14 protein-coding genes are annotated in these 23,216 nt (G+C 33.9%); 7 read left to right on the plus strand and 7 right to left on the minus strand.

The genetic code is table 11. From position 1 onward, the window contains the following. Position 1: 1 nt before the first annotated feature. Genes guaA through bshC form a run of 3 tightly spaced genes read right to left on the minus strand, consistent with a single transcriptional unit; the run spans position 2 to position 4,566 of the window. Complete coding sequence (gene guaA, locus KLA_RS06050) at positions 2 to 1,537, minus strand: glutamine-hydrolyzing GMP synthase (RefSeq protein WP_034644568.1); 1,536 nt, start codon at positions 1,535 to 1,537, stop codon at positions 2 to 4. Between the two features lie 51 nt (positions 1,538 to 1,588). Continuing rightward, positions 1,589 to 2,959, minus strand: coding sequence for a pyridoxal phosphate-dependent decarboxylase family protein (locus KLA_RS06055; RefSeq protein WP_034644569.1), 1,371 nt, complete (start codon positions 2,957 to 2,959; stop codon positions 1,589 to 1,591). 5 nt (positions 2,960 to 2,964) lie between these two features. After that, a complete protein-coding gene (gene bshC / locus KLA_RS06060) occupies positions 2,965 to 4,566 on the minus strand; it encodes a bacillithiol biosynthesis cysteine-adding enzyme BshC (protein WP_034644570.1) in 1,602 nt (533 codons plus the stop codon). A 226-nt stretch (positions 4,567 to 4,792) separates the two neighbouring features. On the opposite strand from bshC, the gene KLA_RS06065 reads away from it, so the two are divergent. After that, complete coding sequence (locus KLA_RS06065; RefSeq protein ID WP_034644571.1) at positions 4,793 to 6,100, plus strand: carboxypeptidase-like regulatory domain-containing protein; 1,308 nt, start codon at positions 4,793 to 4,795, stop codon at positions 6,098 to 6,100. A 37-nt stretch (positions 6,101 to 6,137) separates the two neighbouring features. Beyond that, entirely contained in the window at positions 6,138 to 7,187 is a 1,050-nt protein-coding gene (locus KLA_RS06070) for an LD-carboxypeptidase (protein ID WP_034644572.1), read from the plus strand. A 27-nt stretch (positions 7,188 to 7,214) separates the two neighbouring features. On the opposite strand, the gene rocD is transcribed toward KLA_RS06070, so the two are convergent. Beyond that, positions 7,215 to 8,495, minus strand: coding sequence for an ornithine--oxo-acid transaminase (rocD, locus tag KLA_RS06075; protein ID WP_013619813.1), 1,281 nt, complete (start codon positions 8,493 to 8,495; stop codon positions 7,215 to 7,217). Positions 8,496 to 8,751: 256 nt separating this feature from the next. Between rocD and rlmD the strand changes: the two genes are divergently transcribed. From rlmD to KLA_RS06090, 3 genes are read left to right on the plus strand one after another with little or no spacing between them, the layout of a single operon-like run. Continuing rightward, on the plus strand, positions 8,752 to 10,164 hold the full coding sequence (gene rlmD, locus KLA_RS06080) for a 23S rRNA (uracil(1939)-C(5))-methyltransferase RlmD (RefSeq protein ID WP_034644573.1): 1,413 nt from the start codon (positions 8,752 to 8,754) through the stop codon (positions 10,162 to 10,164). Between the two features lie 39 nt (positions 10,165 to 10,203). Beyond that, the gene (locus KLA_RS06085; RefSeq protein ID WP_034644574.1) at positions 10,204 to 10,716 is read left to right on the plus strand and encodes a DUF6452 family protein; all 513 of its coding nucleotides are present in this window, start codon (positions 10,204 to 10,206) and stop codon (positions 10,714 to 10,716) included. Then, the gene (locus tag KLA_RS06090) at positions 10,697 to 11,482 is read left to right on the plus strand and encodes a DUF6048 family protein (protein ID WP_013619816.1); all 786 of its coding nucleotides are present in this window, start codon (positions 10,697 to 10,699) and stop codon (positions 11,480 to 11,482) included. The genes KLA_RS06085 and KLA_RS06090 overlap by 20 nt, the downstream gene beginning before the upstream one ends. 96 nt (positions 11,483 to 11,578) lie before the next feature. Here the strand turns inward: KLA_RS06090 and KLA_RS06095 are convergent, their stop codons facing one another. Further along, positions 11,579 to 12,742 (minus strand): class I SAM-dependent RNA methyltransferase, encoded by a 1,164-nt coding sequence (locus KLA_RS06095; protein WP_141103694.1) that lies wholly within the window; start codon positions 12,740 to 12,742, stop codon positions 11,579 to 11,581. A gap of 85 nt (positions 12,743 to 12,827) precedes the next feature. Between KLA_RS06095 and KLA_RS06100 the strand changes: the two genes are divergently transcribed. Both KLA_RS06100 and KLA_RS06105 read left to right on the plus strand, forming a co-directional pair. Then, on the plus strand, positions 12,828 to 13,505 hold the full coding sequence (locus KLA_RS06100; protein ID WP_034644575.1) for a ZIP family metal transporter: 678 nt from the start codon (positions 12,828 to 12,830) through the stop codon (positions 13,503 to 13,505). A 3-nt stretch (positions 13,506 to 13,508) separates the two neighbouring features. Beyond that, a complete protein-coding gene (locus KLA_RS06105) occupies positions 13,509 to 13,937 on the plus strand; it encodes a DUF4268 domain-containing protein (RefSeq protein WP_013619819.1) in 429 nt (142 codons plus the stop codon). A 6-nt stretch (positions 13,938 to 13,943) separates the two neighbouring features. Here KLA_RS06105 and trhA read toward each other — a convergent pair whose 3' ends face one another. Further along, a complete protein-coding gene (trhA, locus tag KLA_RS06110; protein ID WP_034644576.1) occupies positions 13,944 to 14,552 on the minus strand; it encodes a PAQR family membrane homeostasis protein TrhA in 609 nt (202 codons plus the stop codon). An 85-nt stretch (positions 14,553 to 14,637) separates the two neighbouring features. Beyond that, positions 14,638 to 23,061, minus strand: coding sequence for a T9SS type B sorting domain-containing protein (locus KLA_RS06115; protein ID WP_034644577.1), 8,424 nt, complete (start codon positions 23,059 to 23,061; stop codon positions 14,638 to 14,640). Positions 23,062 to 23,216 lie beyond the last annotated feature (155 nt).

The following is a 23,216-nucleotide window of genomic DNA, read 5'->3' on the forward strand; positions in this document are numbered from 1 at the left end:
ATTATTCCCATTCTATTGTTGCAGGCGGTTTAGAACTAATATCATAAACTACTCTATTTACACCTTTTACTTTATTTATTATATTGTTAGACACTTTTTGTAAAAACTCATATGGTAAGTTTACCCAATCTGCTGTCATTCCGTCTGTACTTTCTACTGCACGTAAAGCTACACATTTTTCATAGGTACGCTCATCTCCCATAACTCCTACACTATTTACGGGTAAAAGTATGGCTCCGGCCTGCCAAACCTTATCATATAGGCCACTTTTTTTAAGTTCTCCTATAAATACAGCATCTACCTCTTGTAAAATAGCTACTTTTTCTGGTGTTATATCACCCAAAATACGAATTGCAAGTCCAGGTCCAGGAAAAGGATGACGCCCTAAAAGGTCTTTTGCCATACCCATAGAGGCTCCTACTCTCCTTACTTCATCTTTAAACAAAGCTTTTAATGGTTCTACTATTTTAAGTTTCATAAAATCTGGCAAGCCTCCTACATTATGGTGACTTTTTATTGTTGCACTTGGTCCTCCTGTTGCAGAAACACTTTCTATAACATCTGGATAAATTGTACCTTGTGCTAACCAGCTTACTCCTTGTATTTGATGAGCTTCATCATCAAAAACCTCTATAAATACACGACCAATAGCTTTGCGCTTTTGTTCTGGATCGCTTAACCCAGCTAATGCATCCAAAAAGCGTGCCGAAGCGTCTACACCTTTTACATTTAAGCCCATACCTTTGTACTGCTCTAATACATCTGTAAATTCATTTTTACGTAATAAACCGTTATTTACAAATATACAGTATAAGTTTTTTCCTATGGCTTTATGCAATAACATTGCTGCTACAGAAGAATCTACCCCTCCAGATAAACCTAAAACAACCTTATCATCTCCAATTTTTTGCTGTAGCGCTTCTACTGTTTCTTCTACAAAAGCATTAGGTGTCCAATCTGGATTAACATTTGCTATGTCTACCAAAAAGTTTTCTAATAATTGTTTACCATCTGTAGAGTGGTAAACCTCTGGATGAAATTGTATTGCATATGTAGTTTCACCTTCTATTTTATATGCTGCATTTTGTACATCATGCGTACTTGCAAGCAATGTTCCGTTTGTTGGTAGAGATTTAATAGTATCACTATGACTCATCCAAACTTGGCTACCTGCGCTTATGTTTTTAAGAAAAGTTTCATTTTCTTTTACAAAACTTAAGTTTGCTCTACCGTATTCTCTTGTGTTAGAAGGGGCTACCTCGCCACCAGAAAAATGTGCTAAGTATTGTGCGCCATAACACACTGCTAGCATTGGTTTTTCTCCTCTAATACCTTTTAAGTCAGGATGAAAAGCATCATCTGAACGTACAGACATAGGACTACCTGATAAGATAACCGCCTTGTACTCTTCTAAGTTTGTTGGAATTTTGTTGAATGGATGAATCTCGGAATAGATGTTAAGCTCTCTAACTCTACGCGCAATAAGTTGTGTATACTGCGATCCGAAGTCTAAAATTAATACCTTGTCATGTTGCATGCGCAAAAGTAATATTTAATTATAAAAAAGCTAAACGAAACTATTGAAATTTTACTCCATTGTTTTTAAGATTTGTTCAATGTCTTTTTCTGTAGTATCCGGATTAATAAAACAAAACCTAGAAACAGTTTCATAAGTATTGCCTAATTTATATTTAGTTGGTGTTACCAAGGCAAACCCTTTTTTATGGTTTTCATAAGTCCAATGCGTATAATCTTCTGGTTGCCAACCTTTTCTTCTGTACAACACACAAGACAAGCTTGGCTCTCTTACCAATTCTAAATCTGGGTGTGCTTCTATCATTTTACCCGCAATTTGCGCAAGTTCTAATCCGCGTTCTACTGCTTCTTTATACCTATCTGTACCGTGCATAGCCAATGAAAACCACAAAGGAAGTCCTCTTACTCTACGTGTTAGCTGTATTTGGTAGTCTGTTGGATTAAAACCATGAGCTCCTTCATCCTTAAAAATATCTAAGTAAGACCCTTGTTGTGAGTGTGCATTTTTAGCCAACTGCATATCTTTATAAAGTACCGCTCCACAATCATACGGAGAAAACATCCATTTATGTGGATCTATAGTAATACTATCTGCTTGCTCTATACCATTAAACAAATGCCTAACAGAATCTGCAACTAAAGCACCACCACCATAAGCTGCATCTACGTGATACCATAAGTTTTCTTTTTTACATACGTTAGCTATACCACTTAAATCATCTATAATACCAGCATTTGTTGTGCCTCCAGTTGCAACTACTGCAAATAGTCTGTTACGCTCTTCTACAGATAAACCAGCAATTGTTTCTTCTAATTCTGATTGATGTAAACTTTCTTCAGAATCTACTAAAAGAATATCTACGTCTATAACTTTGGCCATTGCTTTTACAGACGAGTGTGCACCAATTGATGCTATAATTAAGCCTTTTTTTCCTCTGTTTTCTTCTTTTTCTCTAAAATGCTCTCTTGCTGTAACCAATGCAGATAAGTTTGCTGCCGTACCACCACTTGTAAAAACACCAAAAGCGCCTTCTGGCATACCTGTTAAAGAAACAATCCATTTCATTGCTTCGTTTTCACAAAAAATACCACCTGCACCTTCCATCCAGTAAGCTCCGTGTATACTAGATGCAGAAGTAACCAAATCAAACATTACAGCCGCTCTAGTTGGTGATGCTGGTACAAACGCTAAATGTCTAGGATGGTCTATTTGCACATTTGCATTAGCCAAATGTTTCTTCCATAAATTAAATGCATTTTCACCGCCTATACCTTTATTAGTAATAGTTTCACCAACCAAATCCTTTAATTCTTTAGCTTTAACTGGTTTTCCTACTCCTCGTTCAGTTGCAGATATTCTATCAATGGCGTATTTCATTACATCCATTGTCATTTCTACTAAACCTAAATCTATCTTGTGCATTTAATTTATAATTCTAATATTAAAAAGTTGCCGTCTAAAGGCTTTAAAGTTGCTATTAAATTAGAAATTAAACTTGGTCCAAACTCTAAGTAGGGCTCAGAAAAGTTTTGATTTCTTTCTTGTAAAGACTTGTTAGGAAAAAGCTGATTTTGAATATCTGTTAAACGTATAACGTGGTCTTTTAACTTGCGTTTTTGTGCTTGCAACAACCTATCTTCTAAAGCTTGTAATCCTTTTTTTTGTTTTACTTCTTGAGCCTTTACTGCTCCTAAAAAAGTTTTATCTGTTTGCTCTGCAAGCGTGTACAACTGCTTAAACTGCTCTTCTAGGTGTTTTTTTTGAGGTGTAAAATCTATATCTATGTTAGATATTTCTCTTATTTTTTTATTTACTAAACTATTTTGTTTTAAAAACAAGTCTTCAATACTTACGTTTAGTTTATTTAGTTTTTCTGATTGCTTTTCTGTTATTAGCAAAGCAGAATTACGCAGCAATAACATTGGAAAAGTTACATTCTGACTCTCAAAATATGTTTTAAGTTCTAACCAATATGCCAATTCTCCACCACCACCTATGTAACAAAGGTTTGGCAATATAATTTCTTGAAAAAGTGGCCTACCAACAACATTTGGAGAAAAACGCTCTGGAAACTCGTTTAGCTCTTTTAAAATAGCTTCTTCAGTAAATGTTATTTCTGTATTATTAATAAGGTATAAATCATCTTTTTTTATAATTCGTTCTCTTACACCATCAACCAAATAAAAATAATTAATTTCTCTTGGGTTTACCTGTATTTTATAATTATCAGAAACTGCACTAAGTCTTGCATTTGTTTCTTCAACCTTAGAAAACCCTGTATGGTTTAAAAGGTCTTCTTTAACATAAGGTATTTGCAATTTTTTTAATTCCCTATCATCTCCGTCTACAATAACTAAACCGTAGCTGGTAAAAAGTTCATTTGCTAAATACCGTGTTGCTGCTGTTAAATTAGTGTGGCTTAAATAAGCTTCTGTAAATAAAGTTTTTAACTCTTCTGCTGTTTTACCTCCACCAATAGTACTAGAAAAAGCATTAAACACTTGGTCTAAACCTTCTGTATTTAACCTTCCTACTCCGCCAGATGCATTTTTATTCCACTGTATCTTTTTCCCCTTAAAGTTAAAGTAGTTAATTTCATCAAAATCATGATCCTCTGTTGCCATCCAATACACAGGAACAAAATTTTGTTCTGGATACGTCCTTTTTAACTCCTCGGTTAAATTAATTGTAGATATTATTTTATATAAGAAATACAAGGGGCCAGTAAACAAATTTAGCTGGTGACCAGTTACTACCGTAAATGTATTTTGTTCTTTTAATAAAGATATATTTGTTTTAGTTTTTTCTGATGTAGTAATGTTTGCATACTGGTTAACTAATGCATTTGCTAGTACCTCTCTATTTCTATCAGGAAAATTTTTAGACTTTTCTTCAATCTGTAATTTAAAATTCTCTAAGTTGGGAAATCTGTTGTAAAAAGATTGTAACTCTTTCTTCTCTTCTAAATAATCGCACATTAAACTAGAGAAGTAACCTGTTTTGTGGTACGGAATATTGCTGACTTTCATAAATACGATTATATGTATGCAAAGATAAAACTCTTTGCTTATCTATTATATATAAAAAACTGTGTAAAAAAAACGATAAAACTAAGCATTCATTTGTAAGTTTCCCTCTTATTTTAGACATAGATTATGATAAATCATTGCTAAAAAAACCTTAATATATGTTAAAAAAACGTATCTTTAAAAGACTCTGATTGTATATAACTAACTCACTTAAAAAACTTTTGCTATGATACTCGCACATACTAAACCCATAAAATTGTCGGTCTTTTACTCTTTTCTTTTCTGTTTTATGTTTCTTTTTTTAGGATTACCAACTGTAAACGCTCAGGAATTTAACCAATATAAAGGAGAAATTTTAGATAGCGACTCTAAAAAACCTCTTGTTTTTGCTACTTTATCTATAGCCGGCTCTAATATTAGTAGTATTAGTAATGCTGAAGGTAAGTTTTCTTTAAAAGTTCCTAATGAAATGTCTACAGGTGATTTGGTTGTGTCTTTTTTAGGATATAAAACAAAAAAAATAGACTTAAAAACATTAAAAAAATCTGGCAACAATAAAATATTTTTAGACATAACAGTTACTGCTCTAAGCGAAATAAATATTTCTGCTCCTAAAGATCCAAAAGCATTGGTTTTAGAAACCCTAAAAAAAAGAGGTGAAAATTATTTTGAAGACCCTACAGTAATGACAGCTTTTTATAGAGAAAGCATTAAAAAAAGAAGAAAAAACATATCGCTTTCTGAAGCTGTAGTTAACATTTATAAAGCTCCATACTCTAACTCTCGTAAAGATGTTGTTGAGCTCTACAAAACAAGAAAAAGCACCAACTACTCTAAAATGGATACCCTTGCTTTAAAATTACAAGGTGGCCCATTTAATGCATTATATGTTGATGTAATGAAGTACCCGCAATATATTTTTGGCTTAGATGTTTTACCCTTTTATGATTTTAGTTTTGACCACACTACCCGTATAAACAACAAGTTAATTTACGTTATCAGTTTTAAACAAAATAGCAATACCAACCAACCGCTATACAAAGGAAAATTATATATAGATGCAGAGAAAAAAATACTTACCAGTGCTATTTATTCTTTAAATATTATAGACAAACAAAAGGCTGCTAAACTTTTTGTGCGCAAAAAGCCTAATAGAGCTAAAGTATGGCCAACAGATGTTGCTTACCGGGTAGATTACAGAGAAAAAAATAACAAATGGTATTACAGCTACAGTAGTGCTATTTTAGAATTTAAAATTGATTGGGATAGCCGTTTATTTAACTCAGTTTATAGTATGAGTTGTGAAATGGCAGTTACAGATTGGGAGAAAAACACAAGTAATGTTTTACCTAAAGGTAAAGACAAAGTTAAAATGTCTATTATTCTAGGTGATGAAGCTGTTGGATTTTCAGACCCTAATTTTTGGGGAGAATATAATATTATAGAACCAGAAAAATCTATTGAATCTGCGATAAAAAAAATTAAACGCCAGTTAAAAAGAACAAAAAAAGATAGTTCTGCTGTAAAACCTTAAAAAGTGTATATTAGTTCTAAAATTAGACTACGCTACTATGCTTAAACGAAGAAAATTTATTACAACTGCATTAGGTACTGCTGCAGCAAGCTTGCTACCTATTACCATTAGCAATACTAGCTATACTCCTAAAAATAACAATTTACTAAAAGGAAAACAGTTAAAAAAGGGAGATACAATTGGTTTAGTTGCACCTGGATATGCGGTTTCTTCAGAAGGATTAGAACATGCCAAAACTACACTACGTAAAATGGGGTTTATACCATACCACACAGAACGTATTATTGGTAATTACGGATATTTTAGTAATACAGATGCAGAAAGAGCCGCAGACCTTAATGAAATGTTTGCAAACCCAAATATAGATGGTATATTATGTGCGCGTGGCGGTTATGGATGCACACGCATTATGCAATTGATAGATTATAAAATCATTAAAAATAACCCTAAGGTTTTTATTGGTTTTAGTGATATTACAACCTTACTAAACGGTTTTTATACAGAAACTGGCTTGGTTGGTTTTCACGGACCTGTTGGCACTACACTAGATAATGAATACGGAATTTCTATGCTAGAACAACTGGTTATTAACCCTAAAAAAAGTGTTGTAATTCATAATTCTGACTTAACTCAAGAGCAAAAAGAAAATACAGAATACAATAGATATGTTATTACACCAGGCAATGCTAAAGGTGTTTTGGTTGGTGGTAGCTTAACTTTAATTAATGCCTTAATTGGTACACCACATGAAATAGATTTTACTAATAAAATTGTGTGTATTGAAGATGTAGAAGAATCTCCTTACCGTATAGACCGTATGTTAACGCAATTAATAGAAGGTAAAACTTTTAAAAATGCAGCAGGATTAGTTTTAGGAGTTTTTGCAGGTTGTGAAACAACACAAAAAACAAAAACATTTACGTTAAAAGAAGTTATTAAAGATAGGTTAGAGCCTTTAAATATACCTGCGGTATACGGAATGTCGTTTGGCCATATACCTGCAAATTTCACGTTTCCTATTGGTGTTAACGCAAAATTAAGCACGGCTTCTATGACGTTAACCATCACAGAAAAAGCCGTGCTTTAATTCTATTTTATTATTTAAAAGTGACTATTACTTTTTAAACTCGCTTAAAGTTTTTGTAATAATAGCAACACACTCTAACAACTGTTCTTTAGTCATTACCAATGGTGGTGCAAACCTAATAATGTTACCATGTGTTGGCTTAGCTAGTAAACCATTTTCTTTTAATGCCATACAAATATCCCAAGCAGTAGAACTATCTTCTGTATCATTAATTATAATAGCATTTAATAAGCCCTTACCTCTTACCAACGTAACTAAATCGCTAGTTTCTATAAATTTCCCTAATTCTTCTCTAAACAACTCACCTAAAACCTGAGCGTTTTCTGCCAGTTTTTCATCTCTAACAACCTCTAAAGCAGCAATACCAATTGCAGCTGCTACAGGGTTACCACCAAATGTACTACCGTGGTTACCAGGAGTAATAACGTTCATAATATCATTATTAGCCAAAACACCAGAAACTGGATAAGAACCACCAGATAATGCTTTCCCTAGTATTAAAATGTCTGCTTTAACCTCAGGAGTTCCAGAGCAATTTTTATCTGCACAAGTACAATTACCACATGTAGCTAATAAACGACCTGTACGTGCAATACCCGTTTGTACTTCGTCTGCTATAAATAAAACATTGTGTTTTTTACACAAAGCTTTAGCTGCTGCTAAATACCCTTCACTTGGCACATAAACTCCAGCTTCACCCTGTATTGGTTCTACTAAAAAGCCTGCAACGTTTTTGTTGTTTTCTAGAGCAGCCTCAAGAGCAACTAAATTATCATATTCAATTTTAATAAAACCACTAGTGTATGGGCCAAAGTTTTTACGAGCAACAGGGTCGTTAGAAAATGAAATTATAGTGGTTGTACGTCCGTGAAAGTTGTTTTCACAAACAATAATCTCTGCTTCATTCTCAGGAATACCTTTTACTTCATATGCCCATTTTCTACATAATTTTAGTGCAGTTTCTACAGCTTCTGCACCTGTATTCATTGGTAATAACTTATCGTAGTTAAATGTTTCTGTTGCAAATTTTTCAAACTTACCTAGCATATCATTATAAAATGCTCTAGAGGTAAGTGTTAATGTTTGTGCTTGGTTTACCATTGCACCTACAATTTTTGGGTGACAATGACCTTGATTTACTGCAGAATAAGCAGATAAAAAATCGTAATATTTTTTACCTTCCACATCCCACACATACACACCTTCTCCTTTGTTTAATACAACAGGTAAAGGGTGGTAATTGTGAGCTCCGTGCTTTTCTTCTAATGCAATTGCGTCTGCAGATGCCGATCCTTGAATAATTGACATAATCTAATTCTTTTAAATATAAAACTTAAACGATTCCTGCTTAAAGGAGAGAAATCAACCTTATTTTTTAATATTTTGCAAATTACAAATTGCTATTGGAGCATAAAAAATTTAAGACATTAATAATTAATTCCTTTATAATTTATAATTTATCAAAATAACATTAAAATTATCAAACTAAATTTAACCTCAATTTTATTCATAATTAATAATAAGCAAGTATTTAGATAACAAATAATTCTACTATTTTTGCGCTATGCGAAGAAAAACAAAAAGAGTAGTTTTTGAGAATGTAGAAGTAGTAGATGCTGGTGCAAAAGGAAAAACTATAGGAAAAGCTCCTGACGGACGTGTAATTTTTTTAAACAACGCCGTGCCTGGTGATGTTGTAGATGTACAAACCACAAAAAAAAGAAAGGCTTATTTTGAAGGTACTGCCATAAATTACCATACCTTATCTGATAAAAGAACAGAACCACAGTGCGAACATTTTGGCGTTTGTGGTGGTTGCAAGTGGCAACATATGGGCTATGAACATCAATTGTTTTACAAGCAAAAAGAGGTAGAAAATAATTTAACCAGAATTGGACACTTACAATTACCTGCCATTACTCCTATTTTAGGGTCAGAAAAACAATATTTTTATCGCAATAAAATGGAGTTTTCTTTTTCTGATAGCAGATGGTTAACATTAGATGAAGTAAAATCAGATAAGGAAATTGAAGATCGTAATGCTTTAGGGTTTCATATTCCTGGAATGTGGGATAAAATTTTAGACATTAAAAAATGTCATTTACAAGCAGACCCATCTAACGCAATTAGGTTAGAAACTAAGGAATTTGCTACCAAAAATAATATGACATTTTTTAACCCTAGACACCACACTGGTGAATTACGTACCTTAATGATACGTACTTCTTCTACGGGAGAAATTATGGTACTTATTCAGTTTTTTGATGATCATAAAGAAAATAGAGAAGCACTTTTAAATCACTTGGCTACTACTTTCCCTGAAATTACTGCCTTATTGTATGTAATTAATCAAAAACAAAATGATACTATTTATGATCAAGACATTGTTTGTTTTGCTGGTAGAGATCATATTTTTGAAGAAATGGAAGGTCTTCAATTTAAAATAAACCCAAAGTCTTTTTATCAAACTAACTCAGAACAAGCATATGAGTTGTATAAAATTACTAGAGATTTTGCAGAACTTAGCGGTGATGAACTAGTATATGATTTATATACCGGTACAGGGACTATTGCTCAATTTGTCTCTAAAAAAGCTAAAAAGGTTGTTGGTATAGAGGCTGTACCAGAAGCTATTGAAGATGCTAAAGCAAATGCTAAGCATAATAAAATAGATAATACTGTTTTTTATGCTGGTGACATGAAAAAGATTTTTAATCCAGAGTTTATTGCTAAAAACGGTACACCAGACGTAATTATTACAGATCCACCAAGAGAAGGAATGCACAAAGATGTAGTTGAGCAAATTTTAGCTATTGCCCCTAACAAAGTGGTTTACGTAAGTTGCAACAGTGCTACGCAAGCAAGAGATTTGGAATTAATGAATGATATGTATGAGATTACAAGACTGCAAGCTGTAGATATGTTTCCGCAAACGCATCACGTAGAAAATGTTGTACTTTTGAAAAAGAGGGCATAATAATTGTTCCAAATTAAAAAGAAATCAAACTATATATTGATGAAAAAAATAGGAATATTAGCTGCAATTCTTCTGTTTACAGGCTTTACATCTTGTGAAAAAGATGATATTTGCGTAGATGGTGACACTGCTTTGTTAATTGTAAATTTTTATGATTTTGAAGCTGAAGAAGAAACTGAAAAAGCAGTTACTAAACTTAGAGTTGTTGGTGAGGGACAAGATTCTCCTTTTGATAATGAAGATAGCATAGACAGAACCAACTTAACAACCATTAGTATTCCTTTGCGTGCAAATGAAAGCACCACAACCTATAATTTAATTTCTAACTCTGCTGATAATGAAGATGGAGACGAAACTGGTAATACAGATACCGTAACATTTAATTATGCAACCAATGAAGCATATATTTCTAGAGCCTGCGGTTATGTTATTCATTATAATGAATTAACTAGTACACTTACTGCAGATGCAGAAAATTGGATTAAAAACGTAGAAGTAGTAGAAACCACAGTAGAAAACATAGCCGTAACACATGTTAAAATTTATCACTAGTATTTGTATTTTTAGTTTTGTTTTTAATGGCTTTGCGCAGAGTAAAACCATTGACTTAAACAAAAAGGATACGCTTGTTTATGAGCAACCATACGGTATACGTTTGGGTGTTGACTTAAATAGGCTTGCCCAGAATTTCTACAGAGAAGATTACAAGGGTTTAGAAATTACAGGGGATTATAGATTATCTCAAAACCTATACGTTGCAGCAGAACTTGGTAACGAAGAAAATACCAGAGATGAGGACAATTTTAATTTTACCACTACGGGTAGTTACTTAAAATTAGGTGTAGATTTAAATGTATATGATAATTGGTATGGTATGAACAATTCTATATACATTGGTGGTAGATACGCGTATAGCACATTTAAACACAAAATAAACAGTTACCAAATTTACGATAGTAATAGGTATTGGCAAGATGATTTTTTACCTGGCACAGAAAACTTATCTGAGTTTGATGGTTTAAATGCATCTTGGTTAGAGTTTGTTTTAGGCACTAAAGTAGAGATATTTAAAAATTTATATTTGGGTGCTAGTGTTCGTTTGGGGTATTTACTAAGTAACAAAACAGCAGATGGTTTTGCAAATATCTGGATACCAGGATTTAATAAAACAACAGAAGGTAGTAATTTTGGCACAGGATATAATTACAGTTTAAGCTATTTAATACCTTTATATAAAAGAGCTAAAAAGAAGAAAAAAGAACCTTTAGAAGAGCAAGAAAAGCCAAAACCTGAAGAAGGCCTAAAACCCAAAAGATAGTAATATACTAACTAAAAAAACAGTCTTTTTTATTAGTAAAAGGGAGCAATAAACAGTGTTTATTGCTCCCTTTTACTAATATTATATTTTAGTAGGTTACTCCCTATCTTTATTAAACTTAGCTTTTTTACTTCCCTCATACATTACATATTTCACAAGCCTAGATTCTAAGTGACTGTTAAACACTTTTATTTTTCTAGACGGACGTAGACCTACGTGTTTTAATGCTTCAAGATTAGAAGTTATAAACCAAGCATCTGTACCTGGGTATTTTTGCTTTAAAGTGTCTCCTATACTTGCATAAAATTCTTCCATTTCTATATTTAGTCGTTCCCCGTAAGGCGGGTTAAACACCATATGTAAATGACCGTCTACCTCTTTTTCTGTATCAAAAAAGTTTTTACGCTCAACAGTTATATAATCATCTAAATTAGCATTTTCTACATTATCTTGAGCTTTACGTACAGCAGAAGGTGCTTTATCAAACCCCTTTATTTTAAAATGAAAATCTCTTGTTTTATTTAAGCTACTGTCTACAATTTTATCAAACAAATCCTCGTCAAAATCAGACCATTTTTCAAAAGCAAACTCTTTTCTATTTATGTTAGCTGGTATATTACAAGCAATCATAGCAGCTTCAGTTAAAAAAGTACCACTACCACACATAGGATCTATAAAATCGCACTGACCATCCCAACCACTTAATAACAGACAACCAGCTGCTAAAACTTCATTTATTGGCGCAATATTGGTTGCTGTTCTGTAACCACGTTGGTGCAAAGATCTACCTGATGAATCTAAAGCTACATTACAAGTATCATTCTGTATATGTATATTAAAACGTACATCTGGGAATTTAACATCTACATTAGGTCTTTCGCCTTCTGTATCTCTAAATTTATCTACAATGGCATCTTTAACTTTTTGAGACACGTATAAGGAGTGCGTAAACATATCAGACTTAATGGTAGTATCTATAGCAAAAGTAGTATCTGTAGTTAAAAACTCTCCCCAATCTATAGCATACATTTTCCTGTATAAATCTTGCTCATTATACACCTTAAAAGAAGTTACAGGTTTTATAATTTTAATAGCTGTACGCAAGCATAAATTTGCTTTGTACATAAAACCTTTATCTCCTTCAAAAAAGACACAACGTACGCCTTCTTTTACATTTACTGCGCCTAAATTGCGTAGTTCTTTTGCTAAAATCTCTTCAAAACCAAATAAGGTTTTGGCTATCATTTTATAATTATCCATAGGTATCTTAAAGAATACGCAAAAATACATTAATTTTGCCCCTTATTACATTTTGTCTGCAAAATTGTGTAACACCAATTTATTTATGATTTATATATTACCTATTCTTGGGGTATTGCTTAGTTTTATTTTTGTCTACGTTACCAAACCAAAAAATAAAGAAATATTTAAGTTACTACTTGCTTTTAGTGGGGCTTTTTTATTAGCTATAACAGTTTTTGAACTTTTTCCTGAGGTATACGAACACGGAGACCCTAAACAAGTTGGTGTATTTATAATGCTTGGTATTTTGTTGCAAATATTTTTAGAGTTTTTCTCTAAAGGAGCAGAACACGGTCACGTGCACCTTAATATAGATAGTGTTAATTTACCTTGGATGCTTTTTATTAGTTTATCTATACATTCATTATTAGAAGGTATGCCACTTGGTCACCACCACAATCATAACTTTGTGTATGGCATATTGGTTCATAAAATTCCTATTGCTATAATTTTAAGTATTTTTTTACTTAATTCTAAAATTAAACTAGCACAGGCAGTATTATTTATTACGCTATTTGCGTTTATGACACCATTAGGTAGTTTATTAAGTTCCAATTTAACTTTTTTAAAGACGTACCATATACAAATTACAGCATTGGTTATTGGAGTTTTACTACATATTTCTACAGTTATTTTGTTTGAAAGCTCAGAAGGTCATAAGTTTAACTCAAGAAAGTTATTAGTTATCATTTTTGGTATAGCTATTGCTTATTTTATCTAAGATATGTTTAGCAGAGAAGAGTCTAAAAAATTGCGTGAAGAGTTCTGGATTTCTTTTGGAAAATCGTTTCCTAGGAAATGGACACTTTACAATACAGGAATTAAAAATTTATCTTTTAAGTTTTATTTTGATAAAAAAACTGCAATGGTAACTTTAGATTTAGAGCATAATGATTTAGAAAAGCAGATAGATACTTGGGAAAAATTATCTTCCTTAAAATCTATTATTACTACAGATTTTTTACCTGATGCTATTTTTACAGACGCTTACATTTTAGATAACAAAAAAGAAATTTCTAGAATTTATGTGATTAAAGAAAATGTTAGCATACACAACAAAAACACTTGGCAAGAGACAATGGTTTTCTTAAATGAAAATATGCAAAAGTTTGAAGCTTTTTTTGAAGATTATAGCGACATTATTAAAGGATAAAACAGACTAAATTAGCGTTAATATAAAGAAAAAGTGTGCCACACTACCTGCCAAAACAAACAGGTGCCAAATAAAATGATTGTAAGGTATTTTGCGTATTGCGTAAAATACAATTCCTACTGTATAAAATACTCCTCCTAAAAACAATAAGTTTAACGCCAACGAACTTACGTTTGCAACTAAACTAGAATAGTCTAAAACTATAAGCCAACCCATTGCTAAATAAAGTAATAATGACAAAGCCTCAAACCTACCTGTAAAAAATAGTTTTAGAATAATGCCCACAATGGCTATACCCCAAACTACCCAAAAAATAAGCCAGCCATTACCATTCTCTAACGTTATTAGAGCCACTGGTGTATAAGTACCTGCTATTAGAACATAGATACTAATGTGATCTAGAATTCTGTATTTTTCTTTTAAAGCCTTTGTTGTAGCTGCGTGATATAAAGTTGATGCGGTATACAACATTATTACTGACACTGCATATACTACTAAGCTAAAAAAAGCAAACGTAGTTTTATTAGTATTAAAATACAATAACACAAATAAACCAACTAACCCAAAAACAGCACCTATTGCATGTGATGCCGTATTTAATCTCTCCTCATTCATACCAGTAAGCAACTTTAGGTACAAAATTACCCAATACTTTTGATTCTATTAACTAAAAAAGGCGCTAAAAAGCGCCTTTTTTTTACTATCTGTATAGTGTAAAGTGACCAACATAACGTTGTTTCTCCTTATCATTAGCATTAACTACATACCAATAATCTCCTGTTGGCACTTCGTTACCTTCATAAGTACCATCCCAAGATGTAACATCATCTAACCTTGCTACAACTCTACCATACCTATCATAAATGATAATTTCTATGTCTGGAAAAAACTCTCTGTTTTTAGGTGCCCATCTATCATTTTCATTATCTCCATTAGGTGTAAAGAAATTAGGTATGTCTATTTTACCAGTAAACTCAAACTCTAACTTAACCTCAGCTACACAACCTTGTGCATCTTCTACACGTACGGTAACAGTTTCATCTTCATTTAGCTGATAAATTGAATTATCTCCTTGAGAGTTTCCTTGGAAAAAATAAGTATAACCTCCATATCCGCCCTGCGCTAAAGCAGTTATTTCATTAGGTCCTGTTTTTATTGCTGAAAGAGTTAACGGATCATAAGCATCTAAAGTAAAGTCTACAGAAGTAGAACAACCATTACTGTGGTAAATATATACCGTATGCATTGTATCTGGCTCTAAATCTCCAAAGACATTTTGTGTAGTTGCCATTGCAATATCATCTACATCTAAAGAAAACATTAAATTAGACATTACACTGCTATCTGCCATATCTATAGTAACTGTACTAAAAGGGAATATACCACTACAACCATACTCTATTATTGGTGTTGCTGTTAAATCTACACCATAATCTATATTAATTACAGCGTTAGTATCACACAAATTAGCATCTCTAATAAAGACAACATAAGTTTCGCCTCCTGCTAAATTATCAAAGAATAAATCATCGTTTCTTACAAAATCAGCTGGATCAGCAGAGTTCAAACTTGTCTCATAATACTCATCTCCAGTAACTGGGTCTACAAAAGGTGTTCCCCCAGATATAGAAAGTGTAGCTGTACCATCTGCAGCATTAATACACAACTCTGGTGTAGTATCTACATCTGCAACAACTAATACCTCTGGTTCTTCAACTGTTATTTCTCTTAAAATACTACAACCAACCTCATCTTGTATTAAAACAGAATATGTACCTGGTGCTAAGTCTTCAAAAGTAATTGTGTTTGGATCTTCATCACCTACAAAAAACTCACTTAAAGTATCTGATATAGAGAACTTAATTTGGCCTGTACCTCCTCTTGCTTCAATTCTAATACTACCATCAAAATCTCCCGTACAACTTACTGGGTTTGCCTCAGACATAATAACCTCTAATGGTATTTTTGGTTCTATTTCAATAATATCAGATATTGCAGAACATCCTCCACTAGTTGCATATACATAGTATGTACCAGGACTTAAGTTTCTAAATACTCCAGAAGACTGCTCTGGTCTAACAATGTCTGCTGCAGTTGGTGCTGTTGGCACACCACCTAAATCGTTATTAACTAATGTATAATTGTAGTTTCCTATTCCTCCAAAAGCTTCAGACCTTATTATAGCTGTTGCTTCACCCTGACATTTAATTTCTGCATCTACTAAATCTAATGCCACAACTAAAGGAAGTGCTTTATCTAAACCAACTTCATTAGATTGCTGTTCTGGACAACCATTTCCATTTTGAACATCATATTGAAATGGTCCTGGGTCTGCGTCAATATCTGGAATAGTAATGGTAACAGATGTAACATCTGGACCTCCAAAGCTTACAAAAGCGTCTGTTGTTCCAGATCTTCTGTAAAAATACTCCATACCAGCAACTGGGTTTGTAACACTAAGTCCTATTCTTCCTAAGTCTCCACAACCAGGAGGTGTAATTTCTACTAACTCTGCCTCTACAGGTTCTGGGTCTACAATATAAATTTGTGGCGTAGTAAAGCTACAATCCCAACCGTCAAAAACAGTAATTGTATAATACCCCGAAGGTAAATTAGGAAAGGTAGCTGATTCTTGTAGTCCACTTGTATTTGTAATTGCACCAGAACTATCTAACCTATTTAATTGAAATAAATACTCTTCACCATCACCATCTAAATCTTCACCTCCTGTTACGTTAAAAGCTCTAATTACACCATCATTTGCTCCAGGACAAAGTAATGGTTGTACAATTTCTATATCTGCATTAATAGCAACTGGTAAACTCAGTGTAATATCATCAAAAACAATACAACCACCAGCATCTCTACTGCTTACTCTATAATTTCCTTCAGATAGGTTACTAAATATTGGAGAAGAGCCATAAGCTACCTCTACTGTATATGTGCCTGGTGTTGCTGTTTCTTTTTCTAACTGATACTCATAAGTACCCCAACCACCGTCTGATGTTGCTGTAATTTCTCCTAATCCTGGAACCTGACAAGTAACGTAAGCTGTTTGCTCTGCCATAGTGGTTAATGCTCTGTCTGGAGACCTAACTGGCGCAGTATTACTAGCTGTATCACAAAAAGGAGATTCTAAAGCTTCTACCCTAACAATTAAGTTACCTGCAGGTAAGCCCGTAATAATTTCTGGTGTTGCTATCGGTGCTGTAGTATCAAAAGATCCTGTAACACCTGTAGTAACTTCTGTTCCTGTATTATCTACTAAAAATACCTCATAATTATAAGCTCCATTATAATCGTTTACTTCTATACTTATTTCACCATCACTTGCTCCAAAGCAAGAAACAGGTTTAACTTCACTAATTACGGCATTTATAACATTAAAATCTGGCACTGTAGCTGTTGGTGTTACAAACAAACAGGTACCACTATCTATATCTCTTACTGCAAAAATATAATCTCCTGGTACAGTAACATCCCAAACAACACGATCTGATCCGCTAGAAAATTGAGCTGGCTGAGATCCTAATGGTAACACTTGTACTTCATAATTACCTGGACCTTGGTCTACAATAATTTCTAATTGACCTGCCGAGGCTCCAGAACCTGTGGCATCACAAGTAATAGGATTTAACATATTAAAGTTAAAAGTTAAGTCTGTTGGCGTAGCTATTGTAATAGTCTCTGTTGTTTCACAGCCCTTACCGTCTCTTACAATAACATCTATAGTTTGGTCTACTCCTCTATCTATAATTTCAAAAGTATTAGAAGATTGAAAGTTAGTACCATCATAAAAAGGAGTTCCATCATTTAAACTGTAGCTATAGTCTCCATTACCTGTATCAGTTCCTGTACCATCTCCGTTATCATCTGTATAAATAGTAATAGTTGTTGTACTAAATGAGTTTGCAGAAGGATTACATGTAAAATCTGGTGCTACTGGAGTAACCTCTAAAACAGTTGGCTCACTAACAACAATATTTCCAGACCTTACAGCACAACCTCTTTCCGAAACTACCTCTACTTGGTAAGTTCCAGGTTCAAGGTTTTCAAAAGTTGCATCTTCTATAGATTGTAATGGTGTTGTGCTAGTACCCACATAAATATTATATTCAAAAGGTGCATCTGTAGCAGAAGCAGGGTCTAACTCTACGGTAATACTGCCATCATCTGCTCCGTTACAAGAAACATTTTCTACAACAGTAGTATCAATTACAGGTGTATTTACAGTAATAATTTCTACCGTGGTAATATCTGAACATAATGGAGTTGTATTAGAATCTAAATCTGTTACTGTTATAGTATAGCTACCAGGAGCTAAACCTGTAAAAATTTCAGGATCTGTGTCTGTTGGTTCATGAGTTGTAGTGGTTGTGCCATCATCTAATTCATACCTAAAATTACCACTACCACCTGTAGTTTCTACTTCTACTATACCGTCTGCATTATTACATGATGGTTGTGATGATGCACTTGCAGATATTGAGAAGAAATCAAACACTTCTACAACCGTACTACTTGTACAACCATTACCATCACGAACCGTTACAGTATATGTACCTGCATTAGGTACTGTAAAGTTTGGACTATCTTGAAAACCATTACCAATATCATATTGAAACGTAGTTTCTGGTCCGCCTGGTGTTGTTAAAGGCGAAGTAACATCTATAGTATAATTTGCTACAGCAAAACATTGGTTAGTTACATCTACTAATGGATCTGCCAAGGCTGGATCCGTACCTATTACTACACCAGTTAATAAAGACGTACAACCTTTACTATCTTCTATATAAACATCATAAGTTCCAGGAGGTAAATCGTATATATTATTTGTTGTAAGAGTTGGCGCAGGATCTCCTGTTGGCACTACTCCAAAATTATATGCTGGTGACCCACCTACTCCACGTAAAACTAATTGTCCGTTTGGATTTAAACAGGTTGCATTTGTATTACGCTCCACAACTGGTGCTGGGTTATCATTTGTTATTGAAACCAAGGCACTTGCATTACAATAATTTGCAACACCAGTATCTTCTGTAACTATTACCTGATAATTTCCTACAGGTAAGTTTGTAAAAGTACCTGTATAAGGAAAAGTCACATTATTTACTGTAGTTGGACCACTAATTATAGCTCCAGTATCTGTATCTGTTAAACTAATTATAATATCTGAACCATTAGGTAAACCATCTACTGTGTAATCTACATCTGCATCATCTGGAGTGGCACAAGAAGCCGCAGATGATGTTGCATCTACTGTTAATGGGTTTAATGTAGGAATAGGATCTATTTGCTGAATATGAGTACAACCAGCTGCATCTAAAACCTCTACAAAATATGTTATTCCATACTCAACCTGTCCTGTAAAATCATGCGTATCTGCATCTACATTAGGAGACACCAATGTTTCCCCTACCAAACCAATTAAATAAGGTGCTGTACCACCTGCAATATCTACAAGAAAAGGAAAAGCCGTAGAACAATCTAGACCTATTGTTGGAATTGGTGTTATAGTTAAATTATTTTGCCTTAAATTAATTACATCTCTATCTTCACAAGTGCTAGCATCTCTAGTTTCTACTACATAATCTCCTTCTGCTAAACCAGGGAAATTTGCTGTAGTTGCTGCCGTAGGACCTACAGTTGCTAATACATTACCTGCTGTATCTAATAAAGTATAAGTGTACGGAGCTGTACCGTTAGACACTGCTGTTACATTTATTTCTCCGTCTGCAGGTGTTACACCGCAAGTAGGACCTACAAAATCTACTGTAGCATCTACTCCAGGTGTTGCAGGACCAACTGTAAAAGGAACTGCTACATCACAACCTCTACTATCTCTTACGTAGTATGTATAACTACCAGGAGATAAGTTACTAAATACAGGTTGGTTTGTAAATGTTACATTATCTGAACTATATTGATAAGGAGGAACACCAACCGTAGTATCTGGAACCAACTCCACACTACCTGTAGCATCGTCTCCACAAGTAGGATCTGTTACATTAGCCGTTGCCGCAATAGTCTCTGTAGGACTAAGTGTAATTACGTTTGTTTCTACCGTACAAGTTTCATTATCTGTTATTCTAAACTGATATGTACCATCTACAGCTGCTGTATAAACAAATGAAGAACCTGTAAAACCTACAGCAGGACTATATGCTGATCCATTAAAACTTACCTCATAAGTTTGATATGGTGTGTTTCCGCTAGATACATTTACTCTTATTTCTGCATCTCCGTCTCCTGGAACTAAACTACACGTTAACTCTTTTTGTATGGCTACAGTTGTAGTCATTTCTGGTCTAATATTTCTGCCTACTAAATCTGTACAACCATTACCGTCTCTAACTTGTATTTGGTAGCTACCTGGACCTGGTGCAGGTATAGATTCATTTGCAGTACCTGCAAACCAAGCACCACCATTTACTCTATATTCATAATTACCATCACCTCCAGAAGCTGTTACATTTATAGTTGCCGCATCTGTACTATCAAAACAAAAATCTGACGCGCTAGTATCTATCGTTAATGTTGGTGAACTTAATGCTGTTAATGTAAAGTTATAACTTGTAGAGCATCCTTCACTGTCTTCAACTATTAAAACATAATCTCCTTCTTGACTTAAGCCTGTGAAATTAGAATTATTTCTTGGACCTATATCAGACAAAGCTCCTGGTCTTTCTAAAGTATAGCTATAACTACCCCAACCACCAGTGGCGTTTGCAGTAATAGAACCTCTATTATTATTAGCACAACTCATTGGTGTAAGTGTAGGTGCCATTGTTAATGGTGCAGATGGCTCACTAATAGTAAGTGTTGCTGTCTCTACACAATTAGTTTCTTCATCTGTAACCGTTATTGTATAACTACCCGCAGCTAAACCACTAACACTTATAAAGTTGTCTGATTGACCTGTTACCACAGGATTTGCATCTATTTGATAACGATAAGTAGATGCAAAACCATCTACAACAAAGCGTCCACGACCATCAGAATCTCCCACACAAGTAACGTTGTCTTGTAATTGTGCAGTAACTTTTATAGAACTAATATCATTAATAGCAAAACTTTCTGTGTAAGAACATCCGCCTGCATCTGTTACTCTAAAAGTGTAACTTCCTATTCCTAAACCTGTAAAAACATTATTTGTCCCATTAGATACAGAGCTTGGTGCAATAATTTCATAATCTGTTATTGTTCCACCACCTATTACTGCTAAACTAACAGTTGCTGTACCAGTTCCACAGTCTATGCTAGATACCGTAAAATCTATATCTGTAGGCTCGTTTAATGCTGCAAAAGTTACATCTGGTAGCGTCTCTACACAACCGTTAGCATCTCTAACTTGTGGTGTATATGTACTTCCCTGAGATAAACCAGGAAAAACAGTAGTGCCAGTTACAAAACCAGAACCTATACTATATTCATAAGGACCTGTACCACCAGTTGCAGGTGTAAATGTAATTTCTCCTCCATTTTCATTTCCACAACTTGGTTGTGCTGTTATTGATGTAGATGATGATATTGATGAAGGAGTTCCTATACTTTCTGATACTGGTGCTGTTGTACAAACAAAAGTATCTTGTTGATACCTTACTACAACATCATAAGATCCTGGAGCCAAACTAGAAAATACATTACTGTTTTGAAAAGTTATACCATTATCATTACTATATTCTAAAGCGTACCCATTACTATTTGTTACATTAATTGTTAACCTTCCATTATTTGCGCCACCACAATTGGCATCTTCTGCTGTTACATTAAATACAGGAGGTGGTATATTTTGTACTTCTACAGCAGCGTCTTTTGTACAACCATTAACATCTTCTACCAAAATATTATAGGTACCTGCAGAGCTAACAGCAAAAACAACCGAACTAGCAAAAGTAGTACTATAAGTTGCTCCGCCATCTAAACTATAACGGTAAGGAGAGGTTCCTCCAGACACATCTAAGGTAACATCTACACTTGTTGCGCCACAACCAAAACTGTCGGTTGCAAAAGCTGTAGCCTCTATAGGCGCTAAACCATTACCAATAGTAATAGGGTCTCCTGCAATTTCTGTTACAGTTACATCACAGTCGTTAGTTTCTACCTGAACAGAATATGTTCCTGGTCCTAAGTTGTTAAAAGTATGACTTGTATTTGCACTAGGTCCAAAAGTATCTAATGTTACACCATTTTTTAAAAGTCTGTAACTGTAAAAACCAGTAGCTCCAGAAACTGACACACCAATATTTCCTTTTTCTCCACTACAAATAATATCTGTTTTTGTAACATCTACTGTCATAGACTCCTCAGTAATTGTTACTATTTCTGATGGAAAAATACAAGAAGTAGCTGGTGCATTTTTTAACTGAGCAAACACTTGGTAGTTACCAGGTGTTGTAATATCAAAAGAAGGGCTATCTTGAAAAGGCCCTGAAGCAGAATTTAAACTATATTCATATCCTGCTGGCACATTAGTAACCTCTATATTTCCTGGGTTACCACATATAATATTTTTTGATGTAATTTGAGGGTCTAAAGGGTTAGATGTTACTCTAAAGTGATAGTAAACACCAGAGTCTACGCGCACTCTATATTCACCTTCTACACCTGTATTACTGGCGTCTAACAAATACGTAGGATCATTACCTACTGTTACCCAATCTCCACTACAAGCACTGTTGTATGTAGGACAATCATCTGAACCAACAAATGAACAACCAGACCCCAATTTTTGCCATACATAAGTACTACCTGAAGTACTTAATGATACTGTTCTATCATCTCCTGTACCACACAAGAAAAATTTTGCAAGTGTACTACCATCATCCGGACAAGTACTCTCTTCGTTTGCTCCATTAATAATAGTTGCAAACATTACAGGCGTTGCCAACGTATTGGCTTTAACCGTTTTTTTCTTTGTTGGTGATATGAGGTTAACTTTTTCTTTGGCAGGAGTTTCTTTTTTCTCCTCCAATGTTAATGCTTTAAATAAAGCATCGTCAAAAGTAATTACGTCTGTTATAAAGCCGTATACTTTAGGATTAGCAATAGCGGTAGTGCATACTATAAAGCCAAAAACTAATAGCATAGCACATAACGCAAGTTTTCTTTTACTTGGTTGCATAGGTTAAGTCAATTTTTGTAAAGATTATGGCAACTTGGGGAATTGCTATAAACTTTAGAGTAATTTTGTAAAAACTGTATTTTTAAATCATTATAACTCTTAGGTCTATATTAACGTCAAAAAATGTAAAATAGTGTCCTATTTTATGTATTTAA

Origin of the sequence: Cellulophaga geojensis KL-A (assembly GCF_000568425.1) — a bacterium.
GTDB classification, from domain to species: Bacteria; Bacteroidota; Bacteroidia; order Flavobacteriales; family Flavobacteriaceae; genus Cellulophaga; species Cellulophaga lytica.

What these genes read in the sequence shown, in the direction of transcription:
- guaA (WP_034644568.1), bottom strand. Translation starts at nt 1,537, where the DNA reads ATGCAACATGACAAGGTATTAATTTTAGACTTCGGATCGCAGTATACA.
- KLA_RS06055 (WP_034644569.1), bottom strand. Translation starts at nt 2,959, where the DNA reads ATGCACAAGATAGATTTAGGTTTAGTAGAAATGACAATGGATGTAATG.
- bshC (WP_034644570.1), bottom strand. Translation starts at nt 4,566, where the DNA reads ATGAAAGTCAGCAATATTCCGTACCACAAAACAGGTTACTTCTCTAGT.
- KLA_RS06065 (WP_034644571.1), top strand. Translation starts at nt 4,793, where the DNA reads ATGATACTCGCACATACTAAACCCATAAAATTGTCGGTCTTTTACTCT.
- KLA_RS06070 (WP_034644572.1), top strand. Translation starts at nt 6,138, where the DNA reads ATGCTTAAACGAAGAAAATTTATTACAACTGCATTAGGTACTGCTGCA.
- rocD (WP_013619813.1), bottom strand. Translation starts at nt 8,495, where the DNA reads ATGTCAATTATTCAAGGATCGGCATCTGCAGACGCAATTGCATTAGAA.
- rlmD (WP_034644573.1), top strand. Translation starts at nt 8,752, where the DNA reads ATGCGAAGAAAAACAAAAAGAGTAGTTTTTGAGAATGTAGAAGTAGTA.
- KLA_RS06085 (WP_034644574.1), top strand. Translation starts at nt 10,204, where the DNA reads ATGAAAAAAATAGGAATATTAGCTGCAATTCTTCTGTTTACAGGCTTT.
- KLA_RS06090 (WP_013619816.1), top strand. Translation starts at nt 10,697, where the DNA reads ATGTTAAAATTTATCACTAGTATTTGTATTTTTAGTTTTGTTTTTAAT.
- KLA_RS06095 (WP_141103694.1), bottom strand. Translation starts at nt 12,742, where the DNA reads ATGGATAATTATAAAATGATAGCCAAAACCTTATTTGGTTTTGAAGAG.
- KLA_RS06100 (WP_034644575.1), top strand. Translation starts at nt 12,828, where the DNA reads ATGATTTATATATTACCTATTCTTGGGGTATTGCTTAGTTTTATTTTT.
- KLA_RS06105 (WP_013619819.1), top strand. Translation starts at nt 13,509, where the DNA reads ATGTTTAGCAGAGAAGAGTCTAAAAAATTGCGTGAAGAGTTCTGGATT.
- trhA (WP_034644576.1), bottom strand. Translation starts at nt 14,552, where the DNA reads ATGAATGAGGAGAGATTAAATACGGCATCACATGCAATAGGTGCTGTT.
- KLA_RS06115 (WP_034644577.1), bottom strand. Translation starts at nt 23,061, where the DNA reads ATGCAACCAAGTAAAAGAAAACTTGCGTTATGTGCTATGCTATTAGTT.